Source organism: Paraburkholderia aspalathi (assembly GCF_900116445.1).
GTDB classification, from domain to species: Bacteria; Pseudomonadota; Gammaproteobacteria; order Burkholderiales; family Burkholderiaceae; genus Paraburkholderia; species Paraburkholderia aspalathi.
In genome coordinates this window covers 184504-209344 of record NZ_FPBH01000008.1, presented here as the reverse complement: position 1 = coordinate 209344, position 24841 = coordinate 184504, and the positions used below count along the sequence as shown (strand labels likewise).

Here is a 24841-nt window from a genome sequence, read left to right as displayed (position 1 = left end):
CAGGCAGCGCCGACGGGTGTGGCGTGCGTCGACAACAAGGAGTGAACCGATGGAACTGATTGTGAATGGCGTGCATCACAACGTCGACGCCGACGCGAACATGCCGCTGCTATGGGCGGTGCGCGACCTGTTAGGGCTGCATGGCACCAAGTTCGGCTGCGGCGTGGGCGCATGCGGCGCCTGCACCGTACATCTGGATGGCGTGGCCGTGCGTTCGTGCGTCACCTCGCTGAGCGATGTGCAGGGCAAGCCCGTGACGACGATCGAAGGCCTGGGCAAAGGCGGCGAGCATCCCGTGCAGCGAGCATGGAAAGCCGCGAACGTGCCGCAGTGCGGCTACTGTCAGCCTGGCCAGATGATGCAGGCTGCGTCGCTGCTAAAACAGACGCCGAAGCCGAGCGACGAGCAGATCGTCGAAGCGATGTCCGGCAATGTCTGCCGCTGCGGCACCTATCAACGCATCAAGGTTGCCATCAAGGCAGCGGCGGAGCAGGCGTAATGAGCGAGATTGTCAATCTGAGCCGGCGCCGGGTGCTGAAGGGCACCTTGGCGGGCGGGGTGGTATTGGGCCTGCAAGTCGGCGGCGCGCGCATGGCGTTTGCAGCGAGCCCGCTCGCTTCGGCACGCGGCGCCAAAACGGTATTTGCACCGAACGTCTATGTATCGGTCGCGCCGTCGGGCGAAATCGTGCTGGTCGTGCATCGCTCCGAGATGGGCACCGGCATCCGCACCAGCCTCGCAATGATCCTCGCCGACGAACTCGATGCAGACTGGAACACTGTCAAGGTCGTGCAGGCACAAGGCGATGCGAAGTACGGCGACCAGAATACCGACGGCTCGCGCAGCATCCGCCAGTTCTTCCAGCCACTGCGCGAGGCAGGCGGCTCCGCGCGGCAGATGTTGATGGCGGCTGCCGCTGCGCAGTGGCGCGTGAGCACGGCGAGTTGCCGGACCGAACTGGGTCATGTGGTGCATGCGGCGAGTGGGCGGCGCCTTTCATACGGCGCGGTGGCGGCGGCCGCGGCGCGTCAGCCAGTACCCGGCCGCGACACGCTGCACCTGAAAAACGAGGACACGTGGCGCTATATCGGCAAGTCGATGCCCATCGTCGATCTCGACGACATTGTTCACGGCCGTGCGACGTATGGCATCGATGTCGTGTTACCCGGTATGACGTATGCGTCGGTCGAACGTTCGCCCGTGTACGGTGCAACGCTCAAAAGCGTCGACTCGACCGAAACGATGAAGGTGCCCGGCGTGTTGCACGTGGTGCGCATTTCTTCCACGCCGCTGCCCGCCGGGTTCCGGCCGCTGGGCGGCGTCGCAGTGATAGCGACCAACACGTGGGCCGCGCAGCAAGGGCGACAGAAACTGAAGCTCGAATGGGACCTCGGGCCGAACGGCATTTACGATAGCCACGCGTATCGCAAAGCGCTCGAGGACACCGCGCGGCAGCCTGGGAAGGTTGTGCGTAACAACGGCGATACCGCGGGCGCGCTAAAAAACGCTGCACGACACGTGTCAGCGGACTATTACGTGCCGCATCTGGCGCACGCGGCAATGGAGCCGCTGGCTGCGACTGCGTCGTTTGCGAACGGCGCGGTCGAGGTCTGGACCGCGACGCAAAACCCGCAGCAGGCGCGGACAACCGTTGCACAGGTGCTCGGCCTGCAGGAGCAAGCCGTGACGATCAACGTTACGTTGCTCGGCGGCGGCTTCGGCCGCAAGTCGAAACCGGACTATGTGGCCGAGGCCGCGTTCCTAGCGCGCGAAGTCGGCGCACCCGTCAAGCTGACGTGGACACGCGAAGACGACATACGAAACGACTACTTCCATGCCGTGTGTGCGCAGCACATGGAGGGCGGACTCGATGCGCAGGGCAGGACGATAGCGTGGTTGCACCGGAGCGTGTTTCCGTCGATCGGTTCGACGTTCACGCCGAACGTGGTTTATGGTTCGGCGGGCGAGCTCGGTCAGGGTGTGACCGACATGCCTTATGAAGTCGCCAACGTGCAGTGCGAAAACGGAGCGGCGCCCGCGCATACACGTATCGGCTGGTATCGCTCGGTGTACAACATTCCGCACGGCTTCGCGCTGGGCTCGTTCGCCGACGAGCTCGCCGCTGCTGCGCGACAGGATCCGGTGCAGCATCTGCTCGCGCTGCTGGGCAGTCCGCGCCATGTCGATCTGCATGCGCTGGGGGTCGACTATCCGAACTACGGCGCGTCGATCGACGAGTATCCGATCGATACCGCACGCTATGCCGCGGTGGTCCGCGCGGCGGCGGTGCGGTCGAACTGGTCCGCCGCGTTGCCCGCTCGCCATGGACGCGGCATCGCTGTTCATCGCAGCTTTCTGTCGTACGTCGCCGCGGTCGCGCAGGTGCAAGTTGCCGACGATGGCTCGGTGCGCGTGACACGTATCGATCTGGCGGTCGACTGCGGACGTATCGTCAATCCCGATCGCGTGATCGCGCAGTTCGAAGGCGCTGTCGTGATGGCGCTCGGCAACACGCTATACAGCGAACTGACGTTCAGTCAGGGTGCAGCCGACCAGTCGAACTTCACCGACTACCGTGTCGCCCGTATCGACTCCGTGCCGGAAACGCACGTATATATCGTGCCGAGCGCTGCACCGCCCGGTGGTGTTGGCGAACCGGGTGTGCCGCCGACAATGGCTGCAATCTGCAACGCGATCTTCCATGCGACAGGCACGCGGGTTCGGGCGTTGCCGGTGGATAGCGCGTTGTTGAAGCGAGCGTGAACGGCGGTTTATCGGCCACGTCTCATTGTGTCGCGCCGGCGTGTCGCAATGCATCCTCCGCAGCCGGGTTGTGTTGTGCGATCGCCATTTGCAACGCGGTCCCGCCGCGCGCATCCACATGATTCGCGTTGGCGCCGTGCGCGACAAGCACCGGAATCATATCGAGCCGGCCGAATAGCGCGGCAAACGACAATGCCGTTTCCCCTGCGTTGTTGGTTTGATCGATGTCGCAATGCGTGTTGAGCAACATCGTTGCAATATTCGTCTCGCCTTTGAAGAGCGCCCCCATCAGTGCCGTGTTGCCATGCCGATCGGCGGCGCAAGCGTTGGCGCCTGCAGAAAGAAGGGCCTTCAATGTCTCCGGGTGGTTGTCATACGCGCTAAGGATCAGCGCGGTATAGCCTTCGGGCGTTGTTGTCTCGAGCGGGAAATGCGCGTCGATCAATGCCTGAACGATATCCGTGCGTCCCGCACGCGCCGCGACAAACCAGTCTTCTGTGAAACGCGGGGTGTCCGTCGCGGCCGAATACGTTCCCGGTTGATACACATGCTGTGCGCAACTCGCCGTCAACAGTGCGGCCAGGGCGGCGACCGCCACAGTCCGAACAAGGCGCCCAGCAGCGAAAGAGCATCGCATTACGTTCTCCGTAAAAAGCCTGTCTGATCGGTCGGGAAGCCTGCTTGCGCAGGCTCCCGTGCATGCTTCAGTTGTCGCTCAGGTGTGCGGCCGCATCCTTCACACGGGTGACATCCGCGTTGGTCGCACGCGCGAGACGGGTACCGTAGTCGGCATCAGCCTTATAGAAGTACGAGAGCATTGCGTACTTGTTCGCGTCGTTGGTCACGCGGCCAAGGTCGCCCGACAGCGCCGTGATCAGATCAGTCTTGCCGGTCTCGGACAGCGTCCGGTAATACTCGCCGGCCTGACGGAAGTCGAGCGTCTTGTGGATCGCTCTTTGCTGGGTTGTCCCCTTCAGCGGCGTCTGCACGGACTTGTACTTGTCCTGCTGAGAGATTTCGGCGACTCCGGATGGCTCGTAGTTCACTTCGCCCTTTCGATCGCCCTCGTTCATGAAGCCGTCCTGGTTGTTGTTATAGACCGGGACGACGGGGCGATTGATCGGCAACTGGTTGTAGTTCGGGCCCAGGCGATACATCTGCGTATCCGCGTAGGAGAACAGACGACCCTGCAACATCCGGTCCTCGGAAGGCTCGATCCCCGGCACGAGCCGCGACGGCGCGAATGCCGATTCTTCCGTGGACTCAAAATAGTTGTCCGGAATGCGGTTGAGCGTCATCGTGCCCACCTTCTGTTCCGGGATGGAAGACGGCCACACCTTCGTGTCGTCCAGCGCATCGAAATCGAATTTGTCCAGATCCTTCGGCGAGAGCACCTGGATGTAAAGGTCCCACTGTGGATACGAATGCGCCTTGACCGAGTTGTACAGGTCATTGGTCATCAGATTCCAGTCCGCGCCGATCGAATGCGGGATATCCTGGGGACGAATGCCTTCGACACCCTGCCGGCTCTTCCAGTGAAACTTCACGTAGTGAACTTCCCCTTTCGCATTGACGAACTTGAAAGCGTGCACGCCGTAGCCGTCCATGTGGCGATACGAATCCGGCATGCCCTCGTCCGTGTAGAGGTGCGTCAGCATATTCGTCGCTTCGGGTGAATGAGCAAAAAAGTCAAACGCCAGATTCGGATCCTGCACGCCAGTCACCGCCGATGGCTTGTTCGCATGCACGAAGTCAGGAAACTTGATCGCGTCCCGAATGAAGAAGATCGGCCAGTTGATGCCTACCATGTCCCAGTTGCCTTGCTGCGTATAGAACTTGATAGCGAAACCGCGCGGGTCTCGTGCCTGCTCGGGCGAGCCGCGATAGCCCATCACCGTCGAGAATCGGACGAAGACCGGCGTCTTCGATCCAGGCGTGAACACCTGGGCAGAGGTGAGGGAACTGATGTCTGTAGTCGGCACGAACTCGCCATAGATACCTGTGCCACGCGCATGCACGACGCGCTCGGGTATGCGCTCGCGGTCGAAGCGCTGCAGCTTCTCGATGAGATGAGAGTCCTGCAAAAGCACCGGACCTTCGGGGCCTGCCGTCTGGGAGTTCTGGTTGTCGCCGACAGGGGACCCGCTATCCTGGGTCATATCCACGGCAAACGCCGGTTGAGCGATCGCCATGGCGGAGACGATCGAGAAAATGCTTGCTGCAATCTGTGTCTTCAGTATTTTCACGTTGTATTCCTGGTTCATGGGGGGAAACCGGAGGAATCCTATTACTCAGACATTCTATTATCCAATCTCTTTTTTCTATCATTTCAATAGTCACTGAATTCACTTAGACAACAAAAATTACAAAAATAAAGTTGACAGTTGACGCGAATTTATTCGACAGGAAATCGCAGATTCAATGACGGAAATGTGAATTGAAAGATCGTTCTGAATTTCGTGGGGAAAATCTGCCGTGGGTCTTGCGGCATTGCCCTTTTCTCAACAATGACGCCGTGCCACGCTTGCAGCGTCTTGCGTACGCCCCGTGCGTGGTGGCGCTGTGTACGCTTTATCCAGTTCGAATAATTTCAACTGAATTTATTATTTTTTCGCATACCCTTATGAATGATATGTTTTTATCCAGCACATCCAAAAAACGTTTTTTTATTTTATAAACAACCTTAACTTAACCTTATCTTTGTGTGGAATAGCGTTAATTAAATCAGGAGCGTGGGCATGCGTGCCAATAATTGGCGATGTCTTTCCTGATTTCATCACTCGTCTCGAATGTGAATTGAAGCGTTATCAATAATCATTCACGCGACAAAGCGCTTGCGTGGGTTCACGATCGCGAAAGCCACGCAAGCGAGAGCGCTGCGCTTTAGAACTGATGCCGCACGCCGAGCAGGACCATCGTCTCCGAGTTCTTACCCGAATCGAGGCCATAGGAGCCGATCGATGCGGTAGCTGCCATACTGCCGCCCGTGCCGTCAGCCGTTCGACCAGATGCCTTCTGATATGCAGCGAGTGCGTAGACGTCCGTACGCTTCGAGAAAGTGTAGTCGGCGCCCAGGCTAACCTGATTGTAGGTCGCGTCGGTTTGCGCACCGCCGTCGCCCTTGGTGAAGTTGTAGCCGACGCCCAGTGTCGTCGTGGGAACCGGTTTGTAGTTCACATAGACCGTAGCGTTGTTAAAGTGGGTGTCGGCCGACAGCGATCCTTCTCCGTATGCGACATTGCTGTATGCCGCGCCGAACTGGAACAAGCCGAGTTGATAACTCGCGGCCGCGCGAATCATGCTCACCGACTTCGCCGAGAACAGTCCGCGATTGATACTCGAAAAATAGGGGTTGTCGGTTGTCGGCGCGCTGGCGCCCGGTGCGAGCGACACACCGCTGCTGGTCAACACGAAATCGTTCGCGAAGTTCGCGTGAAGGTACCCGGCGGCAAGATTCAGCGGACCGTTCGCATATGCCGCTGCAAGCGCATAGGTCTGACCGCTCGACGCGCCGCCCGCAACTCCGCCGAGCGCATACATTCCTTCCCACTGAAAACCCGCGTAACTCGGGCTCACATACTTCACGGCATTATTGACGCCAAGGCTTTCGTCGTAGTTGTCGAGATCGCCCGGAGTCGCAAACGCCGACCCGAATATCGCGTCTTCCGTCAGCGGTTCGATGAGGTCGACCAGCGGATCGAATTGCCGGCCGAGCGTGACAGTGCCAAGCGGAACGCTCGCCAGACCGACAGTCGCCACGCGACCGAACTCCCGCCCGTTGTTGTTCAGGGCACCGTTGCTAAGAACAAAGCCGTTTTCGAGCCTGAAGACCGCGGAGAGTCCGCCGCCCAGGTCTTCCGTGCCCTTCAAGCCCCAGGAGTTGGCGCTCAGCGTCCCGTTTATCATCTGGAACGCGCTGCCCGTCCCGCCATTCGCTTTCGGCAGATTGCTCACGTAGCCGATGGCGGTATCGAGCGTGCCGTACAGCGTCACGCTGCTCTGCGCCTGTGCGGCACTGGCCAACGCGCTACAGGCAAGCGCCGCCAGAAGTTTTATCTTCATCTGATCTCTTCTTCGTTGAATTTAAACTGCGTCTGTCCAATGTGGCTGCATCTTCACCATCCCCTGAATCTCGACCATTGGTCGACAATCTCGCGCGATCCAGTCCGTATCACCTTGTAGTGATCGTGCTGGGCGGCGGTCGGGCACGCGTGATTGGGCAGAATGCGCACCAGCGAGCCGATGGGCAGTTGCGGTAACTGCGCGTCCGCCCCGCTGCGCAGCGCGAGAATGCCCTGCTCCTGATTCGCCTGGGCCATGATCAGGCCGGGGTACGGCACACCATTCACATCGCAGACCACGCCGTAGCCCTGATCGAGCTTCTGCGATGCTGTGCCGCGATCGCGCGACATCGCCATCCAGCCCGCATCGACCAGAATCCAGCCCTTGTCGGGTTGATGGCCGATCACGGTCGCGAGCACGCTGAGCGCGATGTCATCGACGGTGCACACGTTGAGGCCCGCCATCACGAGATCGAAGAAGACGAACACCCCGGCGCGCACTTCCGTAACACCGCTCAGATCACGCGCGAAGTGGGCCGTCGGCGTCGACCCCACGCTCACTACCGGCGCGGGAAGACCCGCATCGCGCAACACGGTTGCACACGCAACCGCTTCCGCACGTTCGCGCTCGGCCATCTCGCTGATCGCTTCGACGGTGTCGCACGCGTACGATTCCCCCGCATGGGTCATGACGCCGCGCAACAGCGCGCCACCCTCATGCAGCACGCGACCGATAGCCACCAGTTGCTCAGACGCTTTGCGGCTTACGCCAGCACGATGACCGTCCGAGTCGATCTCGATCAACGTGGGAATAGGATCGCGACTGATGCGTGACTGCTTCGCAACCGCGTGGGCGGCATCCAGGCTGTCGACCACCACCGACAGATCGACCCCGCGCCGGCGTAATGCCGTCACGCGCTCGAGCTTGCCCGGCGCGATACCGACGGCATAGAGGATGTCGCGCACGCCGCCCTCCGCGAATTGCTCGGCCTCGCGCAACGTCGACACCGTTGCGGGGCCGGCTGGGCCATCCATGACACGGCGAGCAACGTCGAGCGACTTCCCCGTTTTCAGGTGCGGACGCAGGTTGACACCGAGCCCCGCGAGCCGCCCTCGCAGACGGGCGATGTTGCGGGCCATCCGGCTTTCGTCGAGCAGTAGCGCCGGCGTAGCCAGATGTTCGATTGATCGGCTAGCAGCAGGAACGTATTGCGAATCACCGACGATAGTCGGCTCACCGCGCAAGCGCGGTGCGGGCATGATGCTGGTCATGAGTCGGAATGTAGAAAGAAGTGAACGCACTTACAGCGCGACGACACCGGTCTTGATCTGCGCAAAACTACGCAGCCCCTCCGCCCCTTTTTCGCGGCCGTAGCCCGAGCGTTTGAAGCCGCCGAACGGCAGCTCGACGCCGCCGGATGCGCCATACGTATTGACGAAGACCTGTCCGGCCAGCACTTCCCGGATCATCCGGTGCGCGGTGCCGATGTCGCGCGTCCATACGCCGGCGACAAGACCGTAGTCGGTACCATTCGCGAGACGCACGGCTTCTTCGATATCGCGGAACGGCGTGACGGCCAGCACAGGACCGAATACTTCTTCCTGACCGATCGCGCTGTACGGATCGACGTTGTCGATCAGCGTCGGTTGGAAAAAAAAGCCGTCGCCCAGCACACCGCCGTTGAGTGCATCGCCGCCGACAACGATTTTTGCGCCGTGACTGCGAGCCCGTTCGACGAACGACATGACGCGGCCGCGCTGAGTCTTCGAAATCAGCGGACCCAGTGCAGGGTCGTTCAACGCGGGACCGATCTCCACGTTGCCGAAGGCCTGCGCAATGCGCGCCACCATCACGTCGTGCACGCTTTCGTGGACCAGCAGCCGTGAGCCGGCTGAGCATGTCTGACCTGCGTTTTGCAGGATCGCATTGATCACACCCGGCACCGTGCGTTCGAGATCCGCATCGGCGAACACGATATTAGGCGACTTGCCGCCCAGTTCCATCGTCGCGGGAATCACGCGGTTCGCCGCTGCGTGGGCGATGATGCGCCCCACTTCGACCGAGCCGGTGAATGAGATGTGGTCGATATCGTCGTGACCCGTCAATGCCGCACCCGCGGTCTCACCGTACCCGGTTACGACATTGAGAGCGCCGGCGGGCAGGCCTGCTTCGAATGCGAGCGACGCGAGCCGCACAGCGGTCAACGGCGCCTCTTCCGCGGGCTTCAATACGCAGCAGTTGCCCATCGCGAGCGCCGGTGCAATCGTGCGCGCGAAAATCTGCATCGGGTAATTCCACGGGATCACGTGCGCCGTCACGCCATGCGGCTCCCACTCCGTGAAGATCATCGTGTCCGCATTCAGCGGAATCGATGAACCGTAGTGTGTTTCCACCGCACTGGCGTAGAAGTCGAAATACCGGGCGGTGAGTTCCGCGTCGCGTCGCGCCTGCTTCAACGGCTTGCCGGTTTGCAACGCTTCGAGACGCGCGAGATCCGCCTCGTCACGCTTGATCAGTTCGGCGATGCGCCGCAGAATGCGCGCACGCTCGGCAACCGCGACTCTGCGCCATTGCCGCGACGCGCGCCGGGCCGCGCGCACGGCGCGATCGATTTCGTCGGGACCACAATCCGCTGTTTGGGCGATCGCCTTGCCGCTGGACGGGTCCAGCACCGCAGCCGTGTTGAGTGTTTCGACCGACTCCGCGTCGATAAAGGCTGCCGTCTGTTTCATTGTGTGACTCCTGTAGGGGCGTAAGCCGGCCGCCGCATGAGCGGCCGAACATTGCGGGAATGCCTGGGATGCCTAACGCGCGGTAAAGCCGCCGTCGAGCACGAGATTGGTGCCGACCGCGAACGAGCTTTCGTCGCTGGCCAGAAAAAGTGCGCCATAGGCGATTTCGCGCGCGTCGGCGACACGCATGATCGGCGCCCACGATGCCTGAGCCGCGGCGGTCTTCGCCGGGTCGAGGCTGTTGTCGACTTCCGCCTGCAGCAGCGGCGTACGCGTAATGCCGGGACACAACGCGTTGACGCGAATGTTGTGGCGGATCAGGTCGAGCGCGATCGATTTTGTGAACATCATTACCGCGCCCTTGCTGGCGTTATATGCCGGTGACTCAGGGACCGCGACGATGCCCATCTCCGAGCCGAGCGTAATGATCTTGCCGCCGCCGCGCTCGATCATCTTGGGTACGGCGTGCTTGACCATCGTGAACATGCCTTTGACGTTGGTGGTCAGAACCGCGTCCCACTCGTCCTCGGATAGTTTCTCGATCGGCATCACGCTGGTAATGCCCGCATTGCATACGAGGATGTCGAGGCCGCCATGCTCATCGACAGCGTGCCCTACCATGTAGCCGGCATCCGCCATCGAACGCACGTCGCCTGTGCAACCGGACACTGTGCCGTATTGCGCCAACTCGTCGACCGCCGCAGTAAGCGCCGCCGTGTTGATGTCGGTAATCACGACGCGGGCGCCCTCCTCGGCGAACAATTGCGCAATCGCCCTACCTATGCCTGACGCGCCGCCGGTAATCAGCGCGCTCTTACCATTCAGTCTGCCCATCATAGTTCTCTGGTTGGTTGCTACACGCCACGCACACACCTCTACGTGGCGAAGAAAATTTCAGGCCGCTTCGTTGCCGTAGCCAAGTGCCTTATCAGCGCCATGCATGGTTGCCGAGCCATGCGGCAGTTCATCGAGCGATTCGATTTCGACGTCCACCATTTCCGGAATCGCATCGCCCTCAATGAAGAGCACTGCGCCCAGGCGATAGAACGCCGGCGAGCCGCGGCGCTTCAGTCGCCGGCCCCACAACGCGGCGAGCACGATCACGGCCACGACAATCCACGGGAACGCGGTCAATGGCGCAGCAGGCCACGGATGAACGTTCAGCCAGATCGCTGCCAGGAAAATGACATTGGAGATAACGGGGAACGCGACATGCAGCACCAGCGAAAACTCAGCGCGATAGCGCTTCCACATGAACACGGGCAATGCGACGTTGGTGAGAATCAGGATGGGCAGCATGCCGAGTGACGACAGATAGCCGAGATTGCCGAACGCGGACATCGGGTCCCACCAGAATCCCGCACCAATACCCACCACGAGGGTCAGGATCGAGTACACGATAATCGCGACGTGAGGCGTCTTGTGCTTCGGATGAGTACGGCCGAGCGCCTTGTGAAGCAGCCCATCGCGGCCCAGCGAATACAACACGCGGAAATTGGCGGTATGGATGGCAAGCACGACGGCGACGATGGCAGAGACGGCCGCGAGATCGACGAGATTGCCGTACATGTGCCCAAGGTAGCGCACGGCGAGGTCGTGAATCGGCTCCTGAGAATTGGCCAGCTTGTCCATGTGCGCCGAGCCGTAGCCCACCACGATCGAATACATCGCGAATGTGAACCACAAGCCAGCGAGCACCACCGACCCAATCAGCGCGATCGGCAGATTGCGACGTGGATTACGGCATTCCTCCGCCACGGTCAGGCACGATTCGAAGCCGAAAAACGCCATGACGATAAAGACGAATGCCTGCCCGATACCGCCGAATCCCTGATCCGCGTGCATCGGCGAAAAACTTTCCGGCACCTGACCCGCATCGCCGCCCTTGAACACGATGACGATCAACAAGCCACCCACCACCACGACTTCGGCAATCAGCAGCGCGACGTCGAATTGCATCGACGCATGGACCGAATACCACGCGAGAATACCGACCAGGACCACGACGCCGATCATCAACGCCCACCACGGCACCGTGATGCCGAAGTCATTCCGAAGTGCGTTGCTGAGAAAACCGCCGAACAGATTCGTATTGATCGGGCTTTGCAGCGCGTACGCGAACAGCATCAGCATCCCGGCTGCAAAACCGGCTTCGGGTCCAAGACCCAGCGTAATGAACTTGTAGAAGCCGCCCGCTGACGTGACGCGCTTGGCGAATTCCGCGATCGTCAATGCCATGAGCGCAATGCCAGCGGTCCCTAGCACGAACACAAATGGCGAAGACACGCCGGCCTTGCCGCCGATCAACGCCGATATAAACATCACGCCGATGGTCGGCGAGATGAACGCGAGGGACATGCCCATCGCACTGATCAATCCCAACGCGTTGCGCTTGAGGCCATCGGCCTCTGCACTCGCGCTCACCTCTTTCGTAGTCATCGAATTGCTCCAGTCAGGTCAACTTGAGCGCATCGTAGGTGGCCACAAAATTGCAATCCAATGCCGAAATTCGATCACGCGATGCTGAGCGAGCATGGCGCTATGGCGTATACGTATGACTTATTCGGATGGGGATGAACAGAGACTTCGCGACCGGACCTGTCGATTGCGATGAGGTATTGCGGCGACCTGAACGGCAGCTTGCGCTTTCAGCGACTCAGGCAGCAGCCGGCTGAACCGTATTGGTTGCGGAAGTGGCTGTTAGCGTTTCCCAGAATGCTTCGGCGCTGCTGGGCAAGCGAGCACGTGGACGGAACAGCGTGATGTCGACATCGAGATCCCATTCGGAAGAGCCCGCGCGGACCAGTTCCCCCGATTCGAGCTCGCGACCAACCTGGCTCTGCGGCAGCCACGCAAGTCCGCGCCCGTCGCGCACCATCGAGTTCAGCACACCGGCGAGCGGCGAGACGAAGACGCGGTCGAGCCGATTGGCTGCGGGCGAGGTACGCAACAGGTTCTCCACCGCACGACCGATGGCAGACGTTTCGGCATACGCAAGGTACCGGCAGTGATGCGCAGGCGCACCGTCCAGAGAATCGAGCGGCTCATTGTCGGCACCGGGCCGCGACAACGGCAACAAGCGGTCGAAGCCAACGCGATAGACGAGAAACTGCTTGGGGTCGAGGCCAATATCGACAGAAGGATGTGTATGGCACAGCATGAAGTGGCTCGTACCCTGGAGCATCATCTGCACACACGCATTCGCATGCCCGGTATCGAGCCGGAACTTCAGCACTTCCCCCGCTTTTTCAGAAGCGCTGATCCACTGGGGGAAAAACGTCAGCGAAAGGCTGTGTGTCGCGACAAACTTGACCGTACTCGCGAGTCCCTCCGCTGCCGCACGCAATTCGTCGCGCCCCTGATAGAGTTGCCGGGCCACCTCCTCGGCAATGTCGCGGAACCGTTCACCCGCTTCGGTCAGCGCAATCGGCTGCGCGTTGCGATCGAGCAACCTGACGCCGACCCACTCTTCCAGCATCTTGACGCGCCTGCTGAACGCCGGCTGTGTCATGAAACGCAACTCGGCGGTGCGCGAGAAATTGCGCGTGGCCGCCAGCGTCAAAAGATCTTCAAGCCACTTCAGTTCCATGGACAGAAATCAGCCGCTCCAGTCGAAAAAACACCCACGCCGATGAAGTCGTGCCCGGCGAAGGCAGATACAAAACGAAGCAACTGCTGTGCCGGGCGAAACACGTCAATAGGGAACGCCGACGATCCATTGTGGTGCACACGCGCGACGCTGCCGGTGTCAAAGGAACTTGATGCACCATAAATGAGCATAAACACGTGGATCAACGTGGCCGCCTGTCGATCAAAAATCGCATGCAAACCCCAGCCCTTCTTTTTGCGCGCGTCGATAGGCGAGCGCTGCGACAGCCAGATCCTGCAGCGCAGTGCCGGTTCCGTCGAAGATCGTGATGTCGTCGGCTGCGCCGCGCTGCTGGGCGCCACTCACCAGCCCGCCGAGCGTGAGGCTCAGTTTTTCCGCCGTGAGCAATCCGCGGGCGTACGCATGTTGGCATTCGCCAATCGAGATCGCCTGCTGGATCTCGTCAACGACGATGCTGGCTGCCGCCACCAGTTCCACCTCGAGTTCCTGCTTGCCGATTGTGTCGGCTCCCATTGCGTTGATGTGGACACCTGGGCGAATCCACTCGCGGCGGATCAGCGGCATATGTGACGGCGTTACCGTAATCAGCACATCGGCATGACGCGCGACCGCCTCGAGGGACAACGCATCGAATCGCAGACCGTCCGCCTCGACCAGGTCGCGCAACGCGCGCAGGTTGTCCGGATTCGGGTCCCACGCCAGCACACGCGCGATCGGACGCACGGCGCACGTCGCGCGATATTGATGAATCGACTGTACGCCGGTGCCGACGATACCGAGAATCGACGCGTCCGGGGACGCGAGACCACGCGTCGCAAGCGCGCTGGCCGCTCCAGTGCGAATGCCGGTGAGATAGTTCGCGCCTACAAGGGCGACCGCGCGACCGGTGTCTGCATCAAACAGAAGTACTGAAGACTGGTGATTGCCCATTCCTCTTTTTGCATTGCCCGGCCAGTAACCACCGGCCTTGAGACCGAGCACCGGCAGCGACGCATCAAAGCCGGCTTTCACACCGAATACGGCGTCGGCATGGCCAGTCTGTTCCCGCACGACGGGATACGATCGGGCATTGCCCGCGTAGCTCGCGGCAAAGGCATCGCCGACGGCGTCGATCGCGTCCTCGACGGACACGAGTTGGGACGCCTGTTGCTCCGGAATGATCAACATGAAAGCCTCGCAGCATTGAAACTCCCTAACATAGCGGGGCGGAATCCGGCTGGCCAATGCCGATACGGTCTGGACTCATGCAAAGACGGTTGCGGAGGAACTCAAGGCTGTAGCTTGTCCGCCGTGACGGTGTAGCCCAAACTGCTGCTCTCCTGGGAGCCTCTCCCCAATAATGGATTACACCGTCCGTGACTCACTCCGATCCTCTGCAAAGTCTTCCTGACATTCTTGAACCAGGTTTGTCGGTGGTGTTTTGCGGAATCAATCCGGGCGTTCTTGCGGCATCGACCGGCCGCCACTTTGCCGGCAGAGGCAATCGGTTCTGGCGGGTCGTTCATCTGGCGGGCTTCACCCCTGAACAGATTTCTCCTGACGACGATCACACGCTCCTGCAGTACGGTTGTGGCCTGACGACCGTGGTCTCGCGTCCAACCGCACGAGCCGACGAACTATCGCCCCGCGAGTTCAAAGCGGCGGCGACGGAATTCGAACAGAAGATTGAACGCTATGCGCCGCAATGTGTTGCCTTCCTCGGGAAGATGGCGCTCTCCGCGATGTCGGGCACACGCGACATCGACTGGGGCCTGCAACCGACAACGTTCGGCGGCGCCCGCGTATGGGTGTTGCCCAATCCCAGCGGACTGAACCGGACATTCAGCCTCGACGCGCTAGTGATCGCCTACCGGGAACTTCGTCTTGCCGTTGCGCCGGCCGGGGGCGCGCTTTCTCCTTCAACGCGCAAACCTGTTCCCTCATCGCGGCTTGAATAATTTCAACAAGCTTTCATCGCGCACTCCCGCTCGCGACGACCACCGCCCAAAGAAAACCTCAACGATCAACCGTTCGTTAGCGCGAGCTGCAAGCCGAAAGACATCCGACGGAGTCTTTCAAACCTCAACATGTATCACTCCGGTAACTCAAGCCTTGCGCGCCCCTGGTACATTGACGCCATGCCTCGTCTCAATCGTCGTCCACCGGCTTCCACCAAGGCGAACATGAGCAACACACAGTCTGTCAGCAAGGCCCTCGCGGCCGTCGGCGATTCGCCGCACGCGCTATTTCGCGCGGCCACCTTGATAAAACGTTACCGCCAATTACGAAGCGCATTCATCGCTACGGATCCAGTCACCAGACCATAACGTCGCCTTGTGCCGGTCACGGCCTTAAGCATTTTGCCCAGTCCGCTTTGCTTGCAATTAGATAACAGCAGTCCAAACAGTCGTTGGGTTGTGACAACGCACGAGAACCATGGCATGTTCCCAACATCCCGGCAGAGAATGACTCCCCGTCCAACTATCAACGGCAGCATCTGTTTTCGGAGATACCTATGAGCGAAGCCGTGTCCAAGCAACCCAAGCGCTCCCGACGCGGGCTCATTCTGTTTGCGGTTGTCGTGCTGGCGCTAGTCGCGCTTGTCGTTGTCCATCTGTTGACCCAGAAGAAACCCACGCGCGACGTCGCACCCATCGTCGTCACTGTAGCGAGCGCTACACTCGGTTCGATGCCAGTCACGTTGAGCGAGCTCGGCACGGTCACGCCGACCGCCACCGTGACCGTGCTGCCGCAGCTAAGCGGCTACCTCACGGCCGTCGGTTATCACGAAGGCCAGGAAGTACAGAAAGGCCAGTTCCTCGCCCAGATCGATCCGCGCCAGTATCAGATCAGCAAGCAGCAGGCTCAGGCGACACTCGCCAAAGACCGCGCGACGCTGGCCCAGGCGCGTGCCGATCTGGTCCGCTTCACGCAATTGAACGAGCGCAAGTCGATCGCCCAGCAGACCTTTGCGGATCAGCAATTCCTCGTGCAGCAGGACGAGGCTGCAGTCCAGGCCGATCTCGCCAACATCGCCCAGTTCGACCTCGACCTGGCCTATTGCTACATCACGGCGCCGGTCGCCGGCAAGGTCGGCCTGCGCCTCGTGGACCCGGGCAACTACGTGACGGCGTCATCGTCGACGGGGATTGTCGTCATCACCACCATCAAGCCGACTACCGTGCAGTTCACGGTGCCGCAAGACGCGCTGGCCTCCATCGTGCAGCGCCTGAACAGCGGCGCCACGTTGCCTGTCACCGCGTATTCCAGCGACAACGCGCGCGAGGTCGCCACAGGCACGCTCTACGCCGTCAGCAACCAGATGGCCACGTCGACCGGCACCGTCACCTTACGCGCCACCTTCGCCAACGACGACGAAGCGCTGTTCCCCAACGAGTTCGTCAACGTCAAGTTGCTGGTCGATACGATGCAGAATGCCGTGCTGGTGCCGACCCCCGCCGTGCAAACCGGTGCGCCCGGCGACTTCGTCTATCTGGTCAACGCGAACAACACCGTCTCCGTACACAAGGTCAAGCTTGGCCCGAGCGACGGCAAGAACACGGTCATCCTGTCCGGTCTCTCGCAAGGCAACCAGGTGGTCACGGACGGCACGGACCGCCTGAACGACGGCGCCAAAATCCAGCCGGCCAAGCCGAAGCCCGCGGCGGCGGGCGCGTCGGCCAGCGGCGCCGCCGCGGAGCCTGCCGCCTCCGAACCCGCTGCCGGGTCCGCGCCAGCAGCGGCGTCGGCTAATGCTGCTTCGTCGTAGCAAGCTCACGCGCCGATGAACATCTCCCGTCTGTTTATTCTTCGACCGGTAGCCACGCTGCTGCTGATGATCGCCCTCGTGCTGGTGGGCCTCGTCGCCATGCGCGTGCTGCCGGTTTCGTCGCTGCCCAACGTCGACTATCCGACCATTCAGGTGCAGACGTTCTATCCGGGCGCGAGTCCCGACGTGATGGCCACCACGGTCACGGCGCCGCTCGAAGTGCAGTTGGGCGAGATCCCCGGCTTGCAGCAGATGACGTCGTATAGCTCGGACGGCGCGTCGGTCATCACGCTACAGTTCGATCTGTCGCTGAACCTCGACATCGCCGAGCAGAACGTCCAGCAGGCTATCAACGCCTCCAACAGCTACCTGCCCTCCGGTCTGCCGGCGCCGCCGACGTATGCCAAAGTCAACCCGGCCGACCAGCCGATCCTGACGCTCGCGGTCACGTCGAAATCGATGTCGCTGACCCAGCTTGAAGACGTTGCCAACAACCGCCTCGGCACCAAGATTTCCGAAGTGTCGGGCGTGGGCGTGGTCACGACGAGCGGCGGCAATGTGCCGGCGATCCGTGTGGAAGCGGACCCGCACAAGCTGGCCGCCTACGGTCTGAACATCGACGATCTGCGCACGCTGCTCAGCTATGTCAACGTCAGTCAGCCGAAGGGCAATTTCGACGGCCCGGAGCTCGATTACACGATCAACGGCAACGATCAGATCACCGATCCGAAGGACTATCTGGACACGGTGATCGCCTACCAGAACGGCGCCCCGGTATTCATGCGCGACGTCGCGCGGGTCAGTCAGGCCGCTCAGGACGTCGAGCGCGGCGCCTGGTACAACGGCTCACCGGCGATCGTGCTCAACGTGCAGCGGCAACCGGGCGCGAACGTGATCGCGACCGTCAACCAGATCATGAAACAACTGCCGCAGCTCGAGTCCACGCTGCCGGCCGGTATGAAAGTGACTGTGGTGTCGGACACCACGGGCGTGATCCGCTCGTCGGTCTCCGACGCGGCGTTCGAGCTGATTCTCGCCATCGTGCTGGTGGTCGCGGTGATCTTCGTATTCCTGCGCAACGTGCCCGCCACGCTGATTCCGAGCATATCGGTGCCGGTGTCGCTGATCGGCACGCTGGCCGTGATGTACCAGTTGAACTACTCGATCGACAACCTCTCGCTGATGGCGCTCATCATCGCCACCGGCTTCGTGGTCGACGACTCGATCGTGATGATCGAGAACATCGTGCGTTATCTGGAGGAAGGCAAGACACCGCTCGAAGCCGCGCTGGAAGGCGCGGGCCAGATCGGCTTCACGATTCTGTCGCTGACCATCTCGCTGATTGCCGTGCTGATTCCGCTGCTCTTCATGGGCGGCGTGATCGGGCGTCTGTTCAGCGAATTCGCGGTGACGCTCGCCGTCACCATCGTGATCTCCGCGATCGTCTCGCTGACCGTGGTGCCGATGCTCTGTGCGCGCATGTTGCGCGCGCAGGCCGATCGTCATCCGAGCCGCTTTGAGCGCATCAGCGAAGGCCTGTTCGACAAAACGCTCGGCGCCTATGAGCGCGGGCTGCGCTGGGTGCTGGATCACCAGGTGCTGACGCTCGTGGTGGCCATCGGTACGGTCGTGCTGACCGGCATCCTGTACGTGGTGATTCCGAAGGGCCTCTTTCCGGTGCAGGACGTCGGCGTGATCGAGGGGATTAGCGTGGCCGACAACTCGGTGTCGTACACCGCGATGGTGAAACGCCAGGGCGCGCTCGCCGATGCGATCCTGAAAGACCCGGATGTGGTTTCGCTGACCTCGTACGTGGGTATCGACGGCACGAACTCGACGCTGAACAATGGCCGCTTCCTGATCAATCTTCGCGACCGCGACAAGCGTTCCGACACCGCGCAAGAAGTGGCCCGGCGTCTGCAGCAGGAAGTCGCCAGTGTGCCGGGCGTCAGGCTCTACATGCAGCCCGAGCAGGATCTGACGCTCGACACAACGGTCTCGCCGAACCAGTACAGCTTCGTGCTGCGCGGACCGAGCCAGCAGGCGTTCCAGAAGTACGTGCCGGAACTGATAGCAAAGCTGAAGCAGATTCCGTCGCTTGCCGACGTGCAAAGCGACATGAATACCGACGGCCTCAGCGTGAACGTCGAAGTCAACCGGCAACTTGCGGCGCGCTTCGGCATTACGCCCGCGACAATTGACAACGCGCTCTACGACGCGCTCGGCCAGCGGATCGTCTCGACCATCTTCGAGCAGTCGAACCAGTACCGCGTGATTCTCGTCGCCAAACCGGAATCGTTGCCGAATGTGCAGTCGATCGGCAACCTGTATCTGCCGAGTCAGACCAGCAGCACGGGCCAGGTGCCGCTGTCGGGCATCGCGAAGATCCAGATCACCAAGTCGCCGCTCGTGATCAGCCATCTGGCGCAGTTCCCCTCGGTCACCATCTCGTTCAACCTGGCGAAGGATGCGTCGCTAAGCACCGCCGTCAAGGCCATCCATCAAGCCGAACAGTCGGTGAACCTGCCGCCGTCGATCACCTCGTCGCTGCAGGGCGCGGCCCAGGCATTCGAAGATTCGCTGTCGAGCGAAGTCTATCTGCTGATCGCGGCGCTGGTGGCGGTGTATATCGTGCTCGGCGTGCTGTATGAGAGCTTCATCCATCCGGTCACGATTCTGTCCACGCTGCCCTCGGCGGGTATCGGCGCGCTGCTTGCGTTGATGATCGCCGGCAGCGACCTGGATGTGATCGGCATTATCGGTATCGTGCTGCTCATTGGTATCGTCAAGAAGAACGCCATCATGATGGTGGACTTCGCGCTGGATGCCGAACGCAATCACGGCAAGCCGCCGCGCGAGGCGATCTTCGAGGCTTCACTGCTGCGTTTCCGCCCAATCCTGATGACCACCCTCGCCGCCATGCTCGGCGCGCTGCCGATGCTGCTCGGCAGCGGCACGGGTTCGGAATTGCGCCGGCCGCTGGGTCTCGCGATTATTGGTGGTCTGACGCTGAGCCAGGTACTGACGCTCTTCACCACGCCCGTGATCTATCTGTTCTTCGACAGAATGGCCGAGCGTACGAGACGCTGGCGCAACCGCAATAAACCGGAGAGTTCGCCTCCTGGCGGTGCGGAGGAAACGCCGTGAACATCTCGGCGCTATTCATCCGGCGGCCTGTCGCGACCACGCTTCTGGCCGTCGCGATCCTGATCTCCGGGGCGCTCGCCTACTTCCGGCTGCCGGTTGCACCGTTGCCGAATATCGCCTTTCCGGTCATCGTCGTGCAGGCGAACATGGCGGGCGCGAGTCCGGCCATCATGGGGACCACGGTGGCCGAGCCGCTCGAGCGGCGGCTCGCCACGATTGCCGACGTTGAAGAACTGACGTCGATCAGCACCGTCGGCTCGTCGTTGATCGTGGTCGAGTTCGGTCTAAAGCGCGACATCAACGGCGCCGCGCGCGACGTCGAAGCGGCCATCCAGGCGGCGCGCGCCGACCTGCCAACCACGCTGCGCAGCAACCCGAGCTATCGCCAGTACAACCCGGCGGACGCGCCGATCATGGTGCTCTCGCTGACGTCGGACACGCTCACCAAGGCACAGCTCTACGACTCCGCGGATTCGGTGATCCAGCAGCAACTCTCGCAAGTCCAGGGGGTGGGTCAGATCACACTCGGCGGCGGCGCGTTGCCCTCGGTACGCGTGGAATTGCAGCCGGGCAAACTGAACAGCTACGGCATCGGTCTGGAAGACGTACGCGCGGCGATCAGCGCCGCCAACGCCGACAGCGCGAAGGGCCATCTGGACGAGGGCGACCAGCGCTACGTGGTCACGTCCAACGACCAGATTACGCATGCCGCGCCGTATCGCGACCTGGTGGTCGCCTACCGCAACGGCTCGCCGGTCCAGTTGCGCGACGTGGCCCAGGTCAGGGATTCGAACGAAAATATCCGCAATGCCGGGCTCTTCAACGGCAAATCCGCCATCCTCGTGATCGTGTATCCGATGCCGGGCAGCAATGTCGTGAGCACCGTCGCGCAGATTCGCAAGGTCCTGCCGTCAATCGAGGCGACACTGCCGAGCAGTGTGCACGTGGGCATCGCGATCGACCGTTCGGAGTCGGTCAGAGCGTCGGTGGGCGACACGGAGCGCACGCTATTCATCGCCGTGCTGCTGGTAGTGGGCGTCGTGTTTATTTTCCTGCAATCGCCGCGCGCCACGCTGGTGCCGGCCGTTGCGCTGCCGCTGTCGATCGTGGGCACCTTCGGGCCGATGTACCTGCTCGGCTACAGCATCGACAACCTTTCACTGATGGCGCTGACCATCGGTACCGGCTTCGTGGTCGACGATGCGGTGGTGGTGCTGGAAAACATCGTGCGTCATATGGAGTTGGGGCTCAGCCCGAAAGAGGCCGCCTTGAAAGGCAGCGGCGAAGTGGGCTTCACGGTGATCTCGATGAGCCTTTCACTGATCGCCGTGTTCCTCCCGATCATGCTGATGCCGGGTGTGGTCGGCCTGCTGTTCCATGAGTTCGCGGTCACGCTCTCCATCGCCATCCTGATCTCGCTGGTGATTTCGCTGACGGTCACACCGGCCATGTGCGCCTACGTGCTGAGCCGCGACAACGCCGGACATTCGAAAGCGCGTTGGGCGATATGGGTCGAAAAGCAGTTCGATCGTTTCAAGAATGCCTACTCGCGTTCGCTCACGGCCGTACTGGACCACGCGCTGCTGGTCATCCTGCTGTTGATCGGTCTGCTGGTGGGCAATGTGTTTCTGTTCAAGCTGGTGCCGGCCACCTTCTTTCCTGAGCAGGACACGGGCATCCTGATCGGACAGATCATCGCCGACCAGAGCATCTCCTTTCCGGCGATGCAAAAGAAGCTCACGCAATTGCAGGAGATCGTGCAGAAGGATCCGGCAGTCGCCTCGGTAGCCGGCTTTACGGGCGGCCGCGCGCTCAATACCGCGAACGTGTTCATCGAACTCAAGCCGCTAGCCCAACGCCACGCCTCGGCCACTGAGGTCGTGAACCGCCTGCGGCCCAAGCTCAATGCGGTCTCAGGCGCCCGGCTCTTTATCCAGGCACAGCAGGATCTGCGAATCGGCGGACGGCAATCCGCCGCCGAGTATCAGTACACGCTCACCAGCGACGATTCCGCCGCACTGTTCAAGTGGACACCGCTGCTCGTCGCCGCGCTCGCCAAGGAGCACGCGCAGTTGCTCGACGTGAACTCCGACTTGCAGCAAAACGGTCTGCAGACCTACGTCACCATCAATCGCTCGACGGCGGCGCGCTACGGCTTTGCGCCGAACCAGGTCGACAGCGTGCTGTATGACGCGTTCGGCCAGCGCACGGTGTCGACCATCTACAACCCGCTCAACCAGTATTTCGTGGTGATGGAGGTGGCGCCGGATTACTGGCAATACCCGCAAGCGCTCAACCAGATTTACCTGAGTACGGCGTCGGGCAACGCCACCGGCACGGCGGGCACGCAGATGCCGGGTGGCACGGTGTCGGGCGTGACCGTCGCGACCGAAGCCAGTGCGACCACGAACACGCTCAACTCGAACGCGCAAGCCAACGCGACCACCAACAGCATTGCCAATAGCAAGGGCGGCAGTTCGACCGGCAGTGCGGACAGCACCGCGGCCGAAACCATGGTGCCGCTGGCAGCGCTGGCTTCGTTCTCGAACAGCCATACATCAACCCAGGTGAACCACCAGAGCGGCCTCGTGGCCGCGACGATTTCGTTCAACCTGCCCGCGGGCGGTTCGTTGAGCAAGGCAGGCGTGGCGATCAACAACACGATCCGCGAGATCGGCATGCCCGCCAGCATCCACGGCTCGTTTGCCGGCGCGGCGGCGGCCTACTCGCAGTCCATGGGGACGGTGCCGCTGCTGATCCTGGCTGCGCTCGGCGTGGTGTATATCGTGCTCGGCGTGTTGTACGAAAGCTCGATCCACCCGCTGACCATCCTGTCGACGCTGCCGTCCGCGGGCATCGGCGCGACGCTGGCCTTGCTGATTTTCGGCACACCGTTCTCGGTGATCGCGTTGATCGGCATCATCCTGCTGATCGGTATCGTCAAGAAGAACGGCATCATGATGGTCGACGTCGCGATCCATTTGCAGCGCACCGAAGGCATGCCGGCGCGGGACGCGATTCACTCCGCCGCCGTGGTCCGTCTGCGGCCGATCATGATGACCACATTCGCGGCCGTGCTCGGCGCGGTGCCGCTCGCCATCGGCATTGGCCAGGGCGCGTCGCTTCGGCAACCGCTCGGTATCACGGTGATGGGCGGCCTGATCCTGAGTCAGGTCTTTACCTTGTACACGACGCCGGTGATCTACCTCTACCTCGACCGCTTGCGTTTCAAGCTGGTCAGATGGTCCGCCAACCTGCCATGGAATCGCGACGCGCAGCAACCCGGACAACCGGATACGAGGGCATGACGATGAAGATTTCCCGTAACCGCTTTGGCCACCTTCGGCCGCTGGCCGTCGCGACGCTGGCCCTGCTGGCCAGCGGCTGCATGGTCGGCCCGGACTACCACCGGCCGCAGGTCAATGTGGCCGCCACCTACTCGGAGCTGCCGGGCTGGACGCAAGCCGAGCCCGCGGCGGACAAACCGAAAGGCGACTGGTGGACGGCCTTCAACGATCCGTTGATGGACCAGCTCGAACCGCTGGTGTCGGTGTCGAACCAGACCGTGCGCGCGGACTACGCGAACTATCAGGAAGCGCTGGCAGAAGTGCGGGCGGCGCGTGCCGGCCTGTTCCCGACCATCGGCGTAACCGGTTCGGGCACCAAGGCGCGCAGCTCGGTCGGCAATGCCGCCCGAGTGGTCAACTCAGCCTCGCTGGAAGGCAACGTCAGCTGGGCGCCTGACCTGTGGGGCCAGGTGCGGCGCACGATCGAAGAAAACGCCGCGACCGCGCAATCGAGCGAAGCGACGCTCGCCAATGCGACGCTCGCCGAGCAGGTGGCGTTGGCCACAGCGATCATCCAGCTGCGCACCAGTGACGCCAATATCGACCTTCTGCAGAAGACGGTCGTGGCCTACCAGCACTTTCTGAGCGTCGTGTCCGACCAGGATCAGGCGGGCACCATCCCGCCGTCCGACTTGATCTCTGCCCGCACCCAGCTCGAGACGGCGCAGTCCAATCTGATCGCGCTCGGCGTGGCGCGCGCTCAAGACGCGCACGCGATCGCCGTATTGGTGGGCAAGAATCCGGAAGAGCTCTCGATTACGCACAGCACCACGATGCCGACGCTGCCAGGCGTGCCCGTCGGCGTGCCGTCGACGCTGCTCGAACGCCGGCCCGATATCGCCGTCGCCGAGCGCAAGATGGCTGCGCAAAACGCGGCAATCGGTGTAGCGGTGTCGGCGTACTACCCGGAGATTTCCCTTTCCGGGCTGGCCGGGCTCACGCAGTCGCCGTTGTCCGGTCTGTTCAAAGTGGCCAACTACGTCTGGTCGCTCGGCGGCAGCGCCACCGAAACGCTTTTCGACGGCGGCTTGCGCAGCGCCGATGTCGACGCGGCGAAGGCAGCCTACGACTCGGCCGTCGCCAATTACCGGGGCACGGTGTTGACGGCGTTCCAGAACGTTGAAGACGATTTGAGCGGGTTGCGAATCCTGGCCGAGCAGTCGGTCGTTCTCGATACAGCCGTGCAAGATGCAACTCGCGGCGCCGAGATCGCGCTCAACGAGTACGAGGCCGGTACAGTGGACTACACGACCGTGGCGACCGCACAGGCCACACAGTTGGCCACTCAGCAGACCGCGCTGAATGTTCAGGAGACGCGCTTGCTGGATGCCGCGTCGCTATTCGGCGATCTGGGCGGCGGCTGGTCGGCGGACCAGTTGCATGATCCGCGGCATCCGGACCGGCAGGCAGCGTCGCAGTGAGCGCCTGAGAG

The 24841-nt window shown here is 61.8% G+C and carries 17 protein-coding genes; 7 read left to right on the top strand and 10 right to left on the bottom strand.

Going from position 1 to position 24841, the window contains the following annotated elements:
* Positions 1–49: 49 nt before the first annotated feature.
* Entirely contained in the window at positions 50–499 is a 450-nt protein-coding gene (locus BM438_RS15375; protein ID WP_093635079.1) for a (2Fe-2S)-binding protein, read from the top strand.
* A complete protein-coding gene (locus BM438_RS15370) occupies positions 499–2763 on the top strand; it encodes a xanthine dehydrogenase family protein molybdopterin-binding subunit (protein WP_093635078.1) in 2265 nt (754 codons plus the stop codon). The genes BM438_RS15375 and BM438_RS15370 overlap by 1 nt, the downstream gene beginning before the upstream one ends.
* A gap of 22 nt (positions 2764–2785) precedes the next feature.
* On the opposite strand, the gene BM438_RS15365 is transcribed toward BM438_RS15370, so the two are convergent.
* From BM438_RS15365 to BM438_RS15325, 10 genes are all read right to left on the bottom strand, one after another.
* A complete protein-coding gene (locus BM438_RS15365; protein ID WP_093635077.1) occupies positions 2786–3400 on the bottom strand; it encodes an ankyrin repeat domain-containing protein in 615 nt (204 codons plus the stop codon).
* A gap of 67 nt (positions 3401–3467) precedes the next feature.
* Positions 3468–4955: a catalase gene (locus BM438_RS15360; protein ID WP_093635143.1), complete on the bottom strand. Its 1488-nt coding sequence runs from the start codon at positions 4953–4955 to the stop codon at positions 3468–3470.
* A 691-nt stretch (positions 4956–5646) separates the two neighbouring features.
* Positions 5647–6825, bottom strand: coding sequence for a porin (locus BM438_RS15355; protein ID WP_093635076.1), 1179 nt, complete (start codon positions 6823–6825; stop codon positions 5647–5649).
* 53 nt (positions 6826–6878) lie between these two features.
* A complete protein-coding gene (locus BM438_RS15350; RefSeq protein WP_093635142.1) occupies positions 6879–7964 on the bottom strand; it encodes a DSD1 family PLP-dependent enzyme in 1086 nt (361 codons plus the stop codon).
* Positions 7965–8126: 162 nt separating this feature from the next.
* The gene (locus BM438_RS15345; RefSeq protein ID WP_093635075.1) at positions 8127–9557 is read right to left on the bottom strand and encodes an aldehyde dehydrogenase family protein; all 1431 of its coding nucleotides are present in this window, start codon (positions 9555–9557) and stop codon (positions 8127–8129) included.
* A gap of 72 nt (positions 9558–9629) precedes the next feature.
* Positions 9630–10394, bottom strand: a complete 765-nt coding sequence (locus tag BM438_RS15340) for an SDR family NAD(P)-dependent oxidoreductase (RefSeq protein ID WP_093635074.1) — start codon at positions 10392–10394, stop codon at positions 9630–9632.
* A 57-nt stretch (positions 10395–10451) separates the two neighbouring features.
* Positions 10452–11996, bottom strand: a complete 1545-nt coding sequence (locus BM438_RS15335; RefSeq protein WP_093635073.1) for an APC family permease — start codon at positions 11994–11996, stop codon at positions 10452–10454.
* A 217-nt stretch (positions 11997–12213) separates the two neighbouring features.
* Positions 12214–13146, bottom strand: coding sequence for a LysR substrate-binding domain-containing protein (locus BM438_RS15330; protein WP_093635072.1), 933 nt, complete (start codon positions 13144–13146; stop codon positions 12214–12216).
* Entirely contained in the window at positions 13137–13385 is a 249-nt protein-coding gene (locus BM438_RS44855) for a hypothetical protein (RefSeq protein WP_143131706.1), read from the bottom strand. Before BM438_RS44855 ends, BM438_RS15330 begins: the two co-directional genes overlap by 10 nt.
* Positions 13369–14334, bottom strand: coding sequence for an ornithine cyclodeaminase family protein (locus tag BM438_RS15325; RefSeq protein WP_093635071.1), 966 nt, complete (start codon positions 14332–14334; stop codon positions 13369–13371). The genes BM438_RS44855 and BM438_RS15325 overlap by 17 nt, the downstream gene beginning before the upstream one ends.
* Before the next feature lie 188 nt (positions 14335–14522).
* Between BM438_RS15325 and mug the strand changes: the two genes are divergently transcribed.
* The 5 genes from mug (at position 14523) to BM438_RS15300 (ending at position 24830) form a co-directional block, all read left to right on the top strand.
* Complete coding sequence (gene mug, locus BM438_RS15320) at positions 14523–15104, top strand: G/U mismatch-specific DNA glycosylase (RefSeq protein WP_093635070.1); 582 nt, start codon at positions 14523–14525, stop codon at positions 15102–15104.
* A 557-nt stretch (positions 15105–15661) separates the two neighbouring features.
* Positions 15662–16915: an efflux RND transporter periplasmic adaptor subunit gene (locus BM438_RS15315; RefSeq protein ID WP_093635069.1), complete on the top strand. Its 1254-nt coding sequence runs from the start codon at positions 15662–15664 to the stop codon at positions 16913–16915.
* Between the two features lie 15 nt (positions 16916–16930).
* A complete protein-coding gene (locus BM438_RS15310; protein ID WP_093635068.1) occupies positions 16931–20062 on the top strand; it encodes an efflux RND transporter permease subunit in 3132 nt (1043 codons plus the stop codon).
* Complete coding sequence (locus BM438_RS15305) at positions 20059–23370, top strand: efflux RND transporter permease subunit (protein ID WP_093635067.1); 3312 nt, start codon at positions 20059–20061, stop codon at positions 23368–23370. The genes BM438_RS15310 and BM438_RS15305 overlap by 4 nt, the downstream gene beginning before the upstream one ends.
* Positions 23367–24830, top strand: a complete 1464-nt coding sequence (locus tag BM438_RS15300; RefSeq protein ID WP_093635066.1) for an efflux transporter outer membrane subunit — start codon at positions 23367–23369, stop codon at positions 24828–24830. The genes BM438_RS15305 and BM438_RS15300 overlap by 4 nt, the downstream gene beginning before the upstream one ends.
* The last annotated feature ends 11 nt before the right edge of the window (positions 24831–24841 follow it).

Coding starts and splice junctions, on each gene's coding strand:
- BM438_RS15375 (WP_093635079.1), top strand. CDS start 50: ATGGAACTGATTGTGAATGGCGTGCATCACAACGTCGACGCCGACGCG.
- BM438_RS15370 (WP_093635078.1), top strand. CDS start 499: ATGAGCGAGATTGTCAATCTGAGCCGGCGCCGGGTGCTGAAGGGCACC.
- BM438_RS15365 (WP_093635077.1), bottom strand. CDS start 3,400: ATGCGATGCTCTTTCGCTGCTGGGCGCCTTGTTCGGACTGTGGCGGTC.
- BM438_RS15360 (WP_093635143.1), bottom strand. CDS start 4,955: ATGGCGATCGCTCAACCGGCGTTTGCCGTGGATATGACCCAGGATAGC.
- BM438_RS15355 (WP_093635076.1), bottom strand. CDS start 6,825: ATGAAGATAAAACTTCTGGCGGCGCTTGCCTGTAGCGCGTTGGCCAGT.
- BM438_RS15350 (WP_093635142.1), bottom strand. CDS start 7,964: ATGGCCCGCAACATCGCCCGTCTGCGAGGGCGGCTCGCGGGGCTCGGT.
- BM438_RS15345 (WP_093635075.1), bottom strand. CDS start 9,557: ATGAAACAGACGGCAGCCTTTATCGACGCGGAGTCGGTCGAAACACTC.
- BM438_RS15340 (WP_093635074.1), bottom strand. CDS start 10,394: ATGATGGGCAGACTGAATGGTAAGAGCGCGCTGATTACCGGCGGCGCG.
- BM438_RS15335 (WP_093635073.1), bottom strand. CDS start 11,996: ATGACTACGAAAGAGGTGAGCGCGAGTGCAGAGGCCGATGGCCTCAAG.
- BM438_RS15330 (WP_093635072.1), bottom strand. CDS start 13,146: ATGGAACTGAAGTGGCTTGAAGATCTTTTGACGCTGGCGGCCACGCGC.
- BM438_RS15325 (WP_093635071.1), bottom strand. CDS start 14,334: ATGTTGATCATTCCGGAGCAACAGGCGTCCCAACTCGTGTCCGTCGAG.
- BM438_RS15315 (WP_093635069.1), top strand. CDS start 15,662: ATGAGCGAAGCCGTGTCCAAGCAACCCAAGCGCTCCCGACGCGGGCTC.
- BM438_RS15310 (WP_093635068.1), top strand. CDS start 16,931: ATGAACATCTCCCGTCTGTTTATTCTTCGACCGGTAGCCACGCTGCTG.
- BM438_RS15300 (WP_093635066.1), top strand. CDS start 23,367: ATGACGATGAAGATTTCCCGTAACCGCTTTGGCCACCTTCGGCCGCTG.